General features: G+C 42.1%; 9 protein-coding genes. All 9 read right to left on the minus strand.

The features are described from left to right. Positions 1 to 213: 213 nt before the first annotated feature. Positions 214 to 840: a hypothetical protein gene (locus LY387_RS11610; protein WP_234494230.1), complete on the minus strand. Its 627-nt coding sequence runs from the start codon at positions 838 to 840 to the stop codon at positions 214 to 216. A 1-nt stretch (position 841) separates the two neighbouring features. Continuing rightward, positions 842 to 1,315 carry an SLATT domain-containing protein gene (locus LY387_RS11615; RefSeq protein ID WP_234494231.1) on the minus strand — a complete coding sequence of 158 codons (474 nt, stop codon included), beginning with the start codon at positions 1,313 to 1,315 and terminating at the stop codon, positions 842 to 844. A gap of 280 nt (positions 1,316 to 1,595) precedes the next feature. Further along, entirely contained in the window at positions 1,596 to 2,453 is an 858-nt protein-coding gene (locus tag LY387_RS11620) for a hypothetical protein (RefSeq protein ID WP_234494232.1), read from the minus strand. 670 nt (positions 2,454 to 3,123) lie between these two features. Next, positions 3,124 to 3,930 (minus strand): endonuclease/exonuclease/phosphatase family protein, encoded by an 807-nt coding sequence (locus LY387_RS11625; protein WP_234494233.1) that lies wholly within the window; start codon positions 3,928 to 3,930, stop codon positions 3,124 to 3,126. 86 nt (positions 3,931 to 4,016) lie between these two features. Further along, a complete protein-coding gene (locus tag LY387_RS11630; protein ID WP_234494234.1) occupies positions 4,017 to 5,645 on the minus strand; it encodes a PTS transporter subunit IIBC in 1,629 nt (542 codons plus the stop codon). Positions 5,646 to 5,704: 59 nt separating this feature from the next. Then, the gene (locus LY387_RS11635; protein ID WP_234494235.1) at positions 5,705 to 7,438 is read right to left on the minus strand and encodes a glycoside hydrolase family 13 protein; all 1,734 of its coding nucleotides are present in this window, start codon (positions 7,436 to 7,438) and stop codon (positions 5,705 to 5,707) included. Between the two features lie 99 nt (positions 7,439 to 7,537). After that, the gene (locus tag LY387_RS11640) at positions 7,538 to 8,503 is read right to left on the minus strand and encodes a LacI family DNA-binding transcriptional regulator (RefSeq protein WP_234494236.1); all 966 of its coding nucleotides are present in this window, start codon (positions 8,501 to 8,503) and stop codon (positions 7,538 to 7,540) included. A gap of 214 nt (positions 8,504 to 8,717) precedes the next feature. After that, positions 8,718 to 10,031 (minus strand): DUF1501 domain-containing protein, encoded by a 1,314-nt coding sequence (locus LY387_RS11645; RefSeq protein ID WP_234494237.1) that lies wholly within the window; start codon positions 10,029 to 10,031, stop codon positions 8,718 to 8,720. After that, on the minus strand, positions 10,028 to 11,686 hold the full coding sequence (locus LY387_RS11650; RefSeq protein ID WP_234494238.1) for a DUF1800 domain-containing protein: 1,659 nt from the start codon (positions 11,684 to 11,686) through the stop codon (positions 10,028 to 10,030). Before LY387_RS11650 ends, LY387_RS11645 begins: the two co-directional genes overlap by 4 nt. Between the last annotated feature and the right edge of the window lie 47 nt (positions 11,687 to 11,733).

An 11,733-nucleotide genomic window follows, 5' to 3' on the forward strand; every position in this document is an offset into this window, starting at 1 on the left:
AGATAGTGTAAAGTTTTGACAGGGAATAATTTTTCAGGCGTTTCCTTGAACGCCCCCATAGCACAACAAAGTTCTATTCTATACGGTTTTTTAATTGTATAGTTCCAACGCCTATATAAACCTGTTTTTTTCTCGGCAATTATTGGGGTGAAATGTGACGGGTAAATGTCATCTTTCATATCCTCATAAAGACCAATAATATAGAAGTCACTTTTATGCCACATATCGCCCCTCAAAACCATATTTAGGATTAAAGGTCATGACTTTTCCTTTGAAGCGACTTGAAATCTTCTTGATGAGATTACTATTGGTGTAAGTATTAGGAATGTGTATTATTTTGACATGCCTAGAATCTAGTACATAGTTACCACTTAGACAAAACTCAAATAATCTAGAATGTGGATTACTATCGTACATAACAAAATCAGCCACTTCATTTCTTAAGTAAAGCTTCAATATCTCATGAACAGATTCAGTGATTTGGTGTTTTAACAACAAATGTTTATCACTATAGTCCACATTTAGCAAATCTTTAATAAGCCTACTAAAAGTAAAGAAGTCCATTTTAGTTTCTGAAATCTCAAAATTATGAGGATTAATATACCCCGCCATCAAACTTCCAATATCGATAGGGCTACCATACTCAAAAAAATCCTTATTATCAAAAATAAAATTCACATTCAACTCAACAACCATTGAACCTCTCAGCGTTGGCGGGCTATCTATTGGGTGCCCAATATTAAAATATTCTTTTTGATAACCCTTTGAAAAGGCGTGCTCATTAGACAAATTATTTAAAAAGTTAACTTTATTAAATGTAACTATTTTTGATACAAACATTCTACTTTTTCTTCTTACTTATCTTCATGTTTTTTTGCCACTCTGAATTCGATCTATTCAGGATTTCTTGGTATGCAATTTTATAATCTTCAATTCTATCCATAGTGATCTTGTATTTCTCCGGCTCATCCTTTTCTTTTTCCATATCCATCTCAATATCAAACTTCAATTCACTGAGATCGCAGACGGTTTTAATGTTATGAGCAAGTCTTTCGGAATACATATACTTTGCCAAAAAAGAACCGAATATACTACTTAAAGCACTTACACCAATTGCTATAAATGCAATGCATGCAATTTCTAGCTTTACATTGATTGCTATTAAAAGTGTTGTAATGGCAGATGAGAGAATTTGTCCTTTTGAAGTTATATTATAGCTGTTTTGATTTTTGCGCCTCTTTTCATTGAAATCTTTTTTCCTATTATCAATTTCCAATACTAACTTATTTAATGATGAATAGTGATGTGTTGCCAAAATTACCACCTAGTATTTAAGTAAACCTTTAATTTTAAGTATTAAGCTATATGTTTTATGTTAAGGCATTTGAACTAGCTGTAAGGCATACACTTAAAATCTCAACAGTACTGCGCTCTATCAGTTCTAACCTTTTCACAAAATTTATGATCATATAACCCTATCAACAAATACGTAAATGTACGTTTTGACTCATAATCTGCGATTTGAATAACTAGGTCAAGAGCTGACTCCAGAAAACCGTGAATAGTATTTAGCTGACTCGTTGGGTTCTTCTTAGTTAATTTTCATTATTAGAGGCCATTACTTGTTGAATCGTATTTCTATCCGTAAATTCTCTGACAATGACTGCGCCTACCGAGTGAGCCAACGAGTAACCAGCCCAAAGCTTTTGAAGGGTGATTTCTTGCTCTTTGTAGCGCTCATGTATATCAGGATAAACTGATAGCAGTTGTCTTGCTCCCTCCCAATCATCAAACCCGGATGCCTCAATAAATTGATCCAGCCCCTTATTCAAGTTGTGACCGATGGCTTTTGCCTCACTTTCTGTAAGACCATTTCTCAAGGCAACATATGACTTAAAAAATATTTCAAGCGCCATTCTGCAATTAAGAATGGCTCGAGGATCTGGTCTATGTTGAGAAAGTATGGATGTAGCAGACCTTAACTCTTGATCTGCCGACATAAGTAGCTGATGGCCAAATTCATTTAAGCCTTGCATTCTACGTAGGTCATCTATCCCCATCCCATAGTCGATACAATCTGCCCAATAGAGCACGTACTCCCATGGTTGCTTATGGTCTGCCATCATATCTTGTTTGATGCTATCAGGCATTTCGTAGATACAATCGAGAGCATTTAGCTCAACCGTGCCAAACGAAACTGGAATAGAAACAACCCAAAATTGCGCATCATAGAAATATACGGCTTCATATAAGCTCCCGACTTGATGTGCTCCTGGCTTTGAATTTGCCTCAAACCATTTAAAAATGGTTTTCGCAACGTCCGAAGAAAAATTAACCGAGGTATTGAACTCCTCTGAGTAACGACTAATTGCCTCCCAAGGACGTCGTCTCTGCTCTATGCCTGTGGCACGGAACTCTGTATTTAGATTAACTAGCCACTCTTCGGTAATCATTCCTCAGTCCTTTTTCCTCTAACATTTTAACAGAGCGCATGTGACCTGAGCTTAACTTTTTAGTCCATGGGCAAGTTAGGTCTTTAATCAACTACACACATAATGATGCATCAGATAGATTGAATCAAATCGAAATTAGTAGGAATCTTATGTCTGATGAATCTGAAAAGTTTTGAGGAAAATGCCTGTTCGTAATCAGTGTTCCCCATTATCTCTAGTAAGAAACAAGTACCGACCTTTACCGTAAATGTTCAAACCCTATTGAAATCAATCACACTTTATCTCGCCTAGCACGTGACGTGACCCAGTAACTCATACCACGCCAACTATAGTCCCCTTGAAGCGCAACAAAAACACGCTCACATTTTGGAGAACTTTCATTGGAGTAATTTTGGAAACAGAAGTTTATTACTATTTTTCAATCAGTTAATAGTAACAGCTGTGCTGCCCATACACACAACGAGAATCGATGGTTTCTTTTTATTATTCATAGAGTTAACACCTAATTTCGGCCAATTTGCACGTCAAAGATACAAAAAATTTTAGTCGATAAATCAGGTGCTTGTCAGTTTTAATTATCTTGAAGAGCAGTAAGTAATCACCAAACGGACTCTTGGGGTTTGGCCGGTTGTAGAATGTGGATTTATAAGCTGCGATAAGTTAATAAACATTAAGTAATGTCTACTTCCATCAGAACCCCAAAGTGATCCGACACAACCGGATAAAAATCGCCATTAAAAATCACCTGATGCTGCTTTACCACTACTGGTTGATTACTAAAAACCAAATCAATCCGAAGCGCTTGGCTATTTTTTTCCCAACCATCGATGTTTTTAATTACCGTGGTTCCAGCATCTTTTATTTCAGCTATTTCATAACAATCTATCAATCCGCGCTGTAAAACATAATCATAACCTTCATTGCGTATATGGCTTGGGTTGTTGAAATCACCTAATAGAAAGCTCAATTCTGTTGATAATGTTGCATTGATTCGGTTGAACTGATCCTCAAATGAGTTCTCTGAGTCATTCCACCAGCCGCAATGACAATTATAAAGATTGAAATCACCTTGTTGGGAAGTCACCTTAATACGCACTGCTCGTCTATGTTTCCAATAGTTCACGTCATAGTTATCGCTTAGGTCAATGACCTCATGTTCGATAATCGGCAGTCGCGTCAAGAACGCCAGTCCCTCGTGATATACGTCATAACTTTGATGAACGAAATCCCATGTAAGTTGGTAGTGACAACCGTTTTCCATGAGCTTTTTCTGTAACAAGTAACCATAGTTATCAGCGAGCACAGTGTGATTGGTTAATATATTGGCATCAACAGCCGGGCTGTCTTGATGTTGATTCACTTCCTGTAATGCAACGACATCGCACCCTTGCTCGATAATGGCTTGCGCTACCACATCCAACTTTTCTAGCTGTTTCTCTTCTTGCCAACTATGGGTATTTAGCGTCATTAACTTCATTTATTAATCACTTATTTATTTGGAGTGAGTTAAACGCAGCGCAAGGCTGCGTTTTTCGAGGTTACTCTATCTAAATAGAGAAATAACTACGCTGGTTGTGCTGAAAACTTCGCAACCAATCTAGATTTAATGACATCCACTCCAGGGCCATAAATAACTTGTACTCCTTGCTCTTTAATTACAGCGCCAAGTGCTCCCGTCGGCTTCCATAACTCATATTCGGCAACCAACTGCGGATCATTAACTGTAACGCGCAAGCGAGTCATACAAGCATCAATCTCAGCAATATTGGTACGGCCACCTAAATTCTTAATGATAGTTTCCATCTTCTCATCTTCTGACATGGATTCCGAACTGTCATCGAGGTAGTTACCCATGCGTCCCGGTGTTGGCAATTTAAGTTTGACAATAAGCACACGGAATAATCCATAGTTAACACCAAAGAAAACAATAGACACCAATGCGAAGCGAACCAAGTCACCACCGATGCCCGCTGAGGCCATCATAGGTATACGAGTGACTAATTCAATCAAACCAAAGGCATGTACACGTAGGTCCATCACATCTACTAACGCAAATGCAACCCCTGTTAACACCGCATGCGCAACATACAAAACAGGAGCAATAAACATAAACATGAATTCAATAGGCTCTGTTACGCCAGTTAATAACACAGCAAGACAAGCAGATAAAAACATTGGCTTGTATTGTTCGCGCTTATCACTATCAACACAGTGATACATGGCAAGGCCAATACCAATCAATGAAGACGCTGCGATAATAACTTGACCCGCCTTAAAACGTGCTGGATGTACCGTATCTAGTAGATGTTGGTAAGCTATCGGATCGCTTAATTTAAGATTATTTAGATCGCTCACCCAAGCAAGCCATAATGGGTCTTGACCATAAACACTTGAACCCGCATTCGTACCAGTCAAAAGCTCATAAGTACCACCCAACTCAGTGTAATTCATAGGAATAGTTAACGTGTGGTGTAAGCCAAATGGCAATAATAAACGCTCTAACGTACCATATAGGAAAGGAGCAGTGATTGGTGCTGTGTCTTTAGAGGTTGCAATCCATTGACCAAAATCATTAAGTGCACCTTGAATTAAAGGCCATACGATTGATAAAGCAAACGCAATAATCATCGAATAGAAAATAACGACAAAAGGTACAAAACGCTTACCATTGAAAAATGCTAATGCCTGAGGCAAGCGAGCGAAGTCATGATAGCGGTTAAATAAGTTGGCACCTAAATAACCAGACATAATACCAATAAACACACCCATATTTAGAGCAGGAGCACCCAAAATATTAGTGAAGAATTGAGAGACAGGTAGTTCAGAACCAAATAGGCTCATCACAACCGCTTCTGGATCACTGAGCATAGCGTTATCCACGCCCAATATAACGCCAGTGATACGGTTGATTAAGATGAAGGCAATCAGAGCAGCAAACGCGCCTCCTGCTCGTTCTTTAGCCCATGAACCACCGATAGCGACAGCAAATAATAGGTGAAGGTTAACTATGACGCCCCAACCTATGTTTTCCATAATAGCGCCTAGTGTTTCAATGGCGCCAACACCACCGGCATACATTGCGACAACTTTACCGAGTGATATCATGATACCCGCGGCTGGCATCACCGCGATAACAACGATCAGGGACTTCCCGAATCGTTGCCAAAAATCAAACGACAGTAACTTACTCATAAATGATTCCTTGTTTTAAATGCAGGGTAGCTTTATAAAGGCCCTGCGATAAATATAAATTAGTGTTCTCTTACAAATATATATGCAGCATAAGCGGGAGCAATTTGCGTCGCTATAAAATCGGATCGAAGGTGTCCGTTTTTGATATTCTGATTATCAAGTACTAACTCGCCTAATTGCGTGCAGTCGATATCAACGATGCTCTCTTGTGGACTTAAGTTGGTAATAATGGTCCATGTCATATCTTGAGCAACACGTTGATAAGCATAGATATTAGGATCGCTAGGTAGCAGCAATTGATAACGGCCAACCACCAAGCTTTCATTTGACTTACGCAGAGCAATCAGCTGCTTGTAGAAACTCAAAATCGAATTTGGATCTTTCTGTTGTTGCTCAACGTTGATATCTGCGTGCTGTTGATTGACCCAGAACCAAGGTTGTACCTCAGAAAAACCACCAAAATCCTGGTCATTCCATTGCATTGGCAAGCGACTGTGGTCACGGGATACCTGATTTAACAAAGCTAAGATGTCTGCGTCGCTTTGACCTTGTTGAGATAGCTTTTGAATTAAATTTCTAGCAGACACATCATTAAATTCATCAAGAGAAGTAAACTGATGATTTACCATACCAATCTCTTGGCCCTGATAAATAAACGGAGTCCCTTTCATTAAGAAATAACAACTCGCTAATGCGGTAGCACTGGCATACCTAGAGTTAGGGTCAGCAAAAGTATCAACACTACGAGCTTGATCGTGGTTTTCTAGATAAAGCGCATTCCAACCTTTACCTTCTAATGCATCTTGCCAACGCGATAAAATGCGTTTGAACTCCACTAGGTCTAAACGCTCGTTGCTTTGTTCTTCCGACCATAGCTTCATGTGTTCGAACTGAAAAATCATGTTGAAAACACCGCCTTGATCCTGCTCGGTCGCTTCGGCAACCCAAGGTAATGCATTCTCGGCGGTAACCCCATTGGCCTCACCAACTGTGACAATGTCAAAGGGGTCAAACGCCTGCTCTTTTAACTCATGCAAGTGTTTTTCAATGCCTGCCACATTCATGTGATAGTCAAACGAGGAGACATACTTCTCACCCTTTGGATTGGGTAATGACGGTAAACCTGGTTGTTTCTGAATGTGGCTAATGGCATCCACGCGGAAACCATCAATACCGCGCTCCAACCACCAATGAATCATTTTGAATAGTGCTTGCTTAACTTCAGGGTTTTCCCAATTCAGGTCCGGTTGTTTTTTAGAGAATAGGTGCAAGTAGTACTGCGCCGTTTTTTCATCATATTCCCATGCACTGCCATGAAAAATACTTTCCCAATTGTTTGGGTCGCAAGTCAGTTTTTCATCGGTAGGCTCACAACCATCACGCCAAATATACCAATCACGCTTAGGGCTATTTTTGTTATCTCGAGATTCGATGAACCATGGATGTTCATCACTCGTGTGGTTGATCACTAAATCCATAATGATGCGAATGCCACGCGTATGAGCAGCAGCGATCAGTCTATCCACATCCTCCAGGGTTCCAAAGTCAGGATGAATCGCTTGGTAGTCACTAATGTCGTAACCGTTGTCATCATTCGGTGAAGCATAGAATGGGCAAATCCATACTAAATCAATGCCCAAATCAGCTAGGTAATCCAGCTTGGCAATGATTCCATTGATATCACCAATACCATCTTGGTTCGTATCATAAAAGCTACGGGGATAAATTTGGTAGGCGGTCGCTTTTTTCCACCACTCGAGTGGGTTTGCATGTGTGTTATTGGCGCAAATCATCAATGTTATGTTATGTGTTATCGATAACACATGAGGTTAAATGTATTATGTTTAGACTCAATATAATTTCAAAGAAACTGTGAGATACCCCTCATAACCTCAAGAGAACTGTGAACTCTCTCTCATTTTCAAATCAAATGTACCTTCAACGGAACTGAAATCGCGCTTTATCAGTTTTTTGACAGCTTGGTAGCCCACTTCATAGTAGTTAAAAGCCACAGTAGTCAGGCTCGGGACCAGCAGATCGCTGTAGTCATAGTCGCCCATACCTACAATCCATACGTTATGACCAATCTTGAGTTGCTGTTCTTTGGCACGACGATATAAACGAATTGCAATATTATCGGTGGCACAAAAGTAGACATGATTGGGCTGTAATTGAACTGCCTGGTAGTCGGCTTTTTCCTCAGAGTTGGCTAAGGCTTGCAGTGAAAAGTGTAACTCGGGTACGGTGTCGGTAATGGTGGCTTGCATCGACTTAGTTCGGCTAGAAAGCATACGTTCATCGTAAATGTAATTTACGGCTACCAGTGGTGCTTGCTGCTGTTTTAACTGAGTAATGGTTTGAGAGACGAGTGCTTTAATAGCAGCATGATCGGGGTAGTATAAACAACAATGATGGGGGGAGTTTTTGCCGATAAATAACACATTATCTAAGGCTCGATAAAAAGTCTCTTCAACACTGTGTTTTGAAGCGATAATAATCGTGCCCAGTGCATTCAAGCCGTTAAACTCTCTCACAGCTTGGCATTCTGACTCATGATTAAACCCTGTGGAATGAAACAGCATTCGTACTTGTGATTCATTGGCAGCAGCCAGCGCCCCTTTGATCACTAAACTCGTCGTATATGACTCAATACGAGGCGCGACGAAACCAATAATATTGGATTGGCTACGAATAGAGCGAGCAAATATATTAGGTGTGTAATGATTATCTTTGACGATAGCTTCAATTTTAAGGCGGTTCTCAGCCGAGACATAACCGCCATTAAAGTAACGTGACACAGTCATTGTCGAAATTCCAAGCTGTCTTGAAATCTCAGCCATTGTCATCTTTTTACTCATTACATACTTCCTTCAATAATGCACTATTGTCATACACCAAAGTGACTTCAAGATGCAGGATTCAGAGTGGAGTCACTTCGGTATAGTATCCAATATATTGACTTACAATACAGTAAATAAAACTGGGTGTGGGGATGAGTGCGCGATTTTCACTCACAAAATTCGGGCCTGGAAGCAAGACTGGGGAGCGAGCATACCTAACACAAGCTAGCGCTCATGACTTCAAAAAGCCTAAATCCTGAACCGTGAAATTCGCGAGGTTTGGGAAGATATAATCCATTGAGCTTTGTCTAGTTACTCCCATCCACTTAGCGATCGTCGCTCCAATCTGCTCAACAGACGTCGTCGGTATCATTCGTCCTTTGTTGAAATCATTCTCTCCATCAAGAATGAGTGATGGCCACTGGCCATATAACTGGCCACCATTCAATGCGCCGCCCATCACAAGGTGATTGCTGGCCCAGCCATGGTCAGTACCGGTACCGTTACTCGCTAAACGTCTTCCGAAATCGGACATTGTCATCGTTGTGACTTTATCACCAAGCCCTGCGGCTTCCATTGATTGATTGAACGCTGCTAACGATTGGCTTAATGCGCTCATTAGCTGGGCGTGGTCTTCCAATTGGTTGGCGTGGGTGTCAAAGCCACCGAAGCCGACAAAATAGACTTGTTTTTGGTGCCCAAGTTGGTCACTCGACTTAATCAATCTTGCAACCGTATGTAATTGCTGACTCAAAGAGATATCTGGGAAATGCTCCTCTTCAGGAACAGACTCAATGGCAGCCGCTAGCTGATCTCGTATTGAAATGGAATCATCCTTGACTCGGTCAAACTCTCGACCGAATGCGGTCAATGGGGAGAGGCTCATCACTTGATCGAAACTTTTACGCCGCTGTGCATTACTGACTGCGTTAACTTTTGGCAAAGATGAGGCATTAATAAGGTTCGCACTCTGAACGCTGCCGTTGAGTAGCTGGGCATAGCCATTGAGGCTAAAGGTCGGGCTAATCTCATCGGAATCGCTACTGAGCACATCCATCAACCGTCCGGCCCAGCCAAGTGTTGTCGTACTGCCCGACCAACCCCGCTGCCATTCTATTTGCTGTGAGTTGTGTGAGAACAAAAACGGAGGCATAGCATGTGTGCCGTCTTTCAAACCTTCTTTTGTCGAAGGCTCAATCAACACGCCACTGTTGGCAATAGGAATGATTTTTCCACTATTGAACAGGCTTTGAATCTCGCTCATCGATGGGTGTGATCCCAATACCAAGCTAGAGCCGGTACTCAATGACAAAGGCAATAGAGATGCTTGCGGAATAGCAATAGCAGGACGAGCGGTCGCGTACTCATCATAGTGTGCGTTATCGGCGGGCACCAACATGTTAAAACCATCATTGCCGCCAAATAAAAACACACAAACCAGAGCCTTATAATCACTGTCTGGCAAAGCATGAGCAGTGCCTGTACCCAACATCGAAACAAGTGGAGTCGACGCCATAGCGGCTAACAATTGACGACGTGAAATCATTGGGCAAGCTCCTCGATATGAAATTCTTGACTGGTTACGACGGTGTAGAGAGCATTACGGACCTTCAAGCTTTGTTGCGTATCACGAAGGTCTTCCAACCCTTCTAGGACAATCGCTTTGAGTGGCTCGCTCATTCTTTGAGAGAGCAGTCGCCTTTCAATCTCTTCAATCAATGCTTCGTGGTCATTGGCTATCGCTTCTAGCGGTGCGGTATTAATGACAATGCGCACCGGATTATCCTCGCCATTGTAATTTGTCCTGCCCGTTGCCGACCAAAGCTGGTTGTTAGTGAGGATGAAATTGTTCCAACTCAATATCTCAAATTCAGGTGCTACATCATTCGCATCCGCTATCTCCCCGTTCGGGGCATAATCTGGCGAGAAAAAATTAAAGACACTTGGAGAGCCGAGCGGCGACTGTCCATATGCTCCAAAGGTGTTGATGGAGTTATGAAAGCGGCCCGAAGGGTCAGCGGATTTCGCCTCGAGAGCTCGGAAAAAATTGGTCATCGCAATTAGAGGCTCTTTCATCTTAACGGGCGAGCGTTCGCCTCCATTCAGCGCCTCTTCATCCGTAAGAATCCCACGAACTACCGCTTTGAGATCGCCTCTCACGCCGCTCCCATTATCGTCAAATAGCGCACTCACTCTTGCGACATAAGCGGGAGACGGATTAGATGTCACTAACCTTTGGATAAGATGGCGACTGATAAATGGGCCTGTGTTTGGATGGTTTAGCAACATATCCATGGCCTGCGCCATATCTTGTTCGGCGGTCTGCCCTTGAACAAACACCTCTCCCATCACCACTTTTTCCTCAAAATCATGACGTTCTGGATACGCCACCATTGGCAAAAGCCAGTTGCCATCTTTAGAGCCCCAATTAGGCTGGTTTTTCTCAGCGATGTGCCAGCCGGTAAACACTCGAGCCAGATTCTCAATATCATCCTGCGAGTACGTTGGAATCAACTGCCCTTGGTTATCAAGCTTCTCCGAGCCATCTGGGTTTAGCTCATACAGACCGATACTAAACAGTTGCATCACTTCGCGTGCGTAGTTTTCATCGGGGTAACGATTACTCTCTGGGTCTGCCTTTTGATTTGCCATCATCGACAAATAATCCCCCATGGCAGCGTGCAGGGTCACCGATTCAATCAACTCGCGATAATTCGCAAATGCGTGTGTGATGAGCATGTCGTAATAGTCGGTCATCTCCAGAACGCGGCCATTTAAACTGGCGCCATATCGCGAAATCACGAAGATTTCACTAAGGGCGAACGCGACTCGCTGCCTGAGTTGATCGGGGGCATTTAAGCTAAGATCCCACCATACTGACACGCGGTCAGATTGGTTGTAACTGTCTCGCCCATCCTCAAGCGGATACTGTTTAAGACGGGCTAAATGCAGGCTCGGAGCCATAGAAAACTGCTTATCAAGCCATCTTGAGTAGCCAAGATCGGCTAATTCTTGATAGGAGTTAGGCTTAGGTCCAAATGTAGAGCGATAGAGGAGGTCGTAACGCTGATCTTGTGTTAATGGATTAGGCTCAGGAGAAAGACCTCCAGACTCCCCCTCTCCACCACATGCAGAGAGTAATGAAAGTGTGAGTAAACAAAGGCTCGATTTAAATGCGTGACGCTTTATCAGGGGAAACAACTCAAAGACCTTACTACGACTGAAGACTTAATCGAACACTAGCGAAC

This window comes from Vibrio maritimus (genome assembly GCF_021441885.1).
GTDB classification, from domain to species: domain Bacteria; phylum Pseudomonadota; class Gammaproteobacteria; order Enterobacterales; family Vibrionaceae; genus Vibrio; species Vibrio maritimus_B.

Bases quoted from the DNA above. Each gene is read 5' to 3' on its own strand.
- LY387_RS11620 (WP_234494232.1), bottom strand. From the start codon at position 2,453: ATGATTACCGAAGAGTGGCTAGTTAATCTAAATACAGAGTTCCGTGCC.
- LY387_RS11610 (WP_234494230.1), bottom strand. From the start codon at position 840: ATGTTTGTATCAAAAATAGTTACATTTAATAAAGTTAACTTTTTAAAT.
- LY387_RS11625 (WP_234494233.1), bottom strand. From the start codon at position 3,930: ATGAAGTTAATGACGCTAAATACCCATAGTTGGCAAGAAGAGAAACAG.
- LY387_RS11640 (WP_234494236.1), bottom strand. From the start codon at position 8,503: ATGAGTAAAAAGATGACAATGGCTGAGATTTCAAGACAGCTTGGAATT.
- LY387_RS11645 (WP_234494237.1), bottom strand. From the start codon at position 10,031: ATGATTTCACGTCGTCAATTGTTAGCCGCTATGGCGTCGACTCCACTT.
- LY387_RS11635 (WP_234494235.1), bottom strand. From the start codon at position 7,438: ATGATTTGCGCCAATAACACACATGCAAACCCACTCGAGTGGTGGAAA.
- LY387_RS11630 (WP_234494234.1), bottom strand. From the start codon at position 5,645: ATGAGTAAGTTACTGTCGTTTGATTTTTGGCAACGATTCGGGAAGTCC.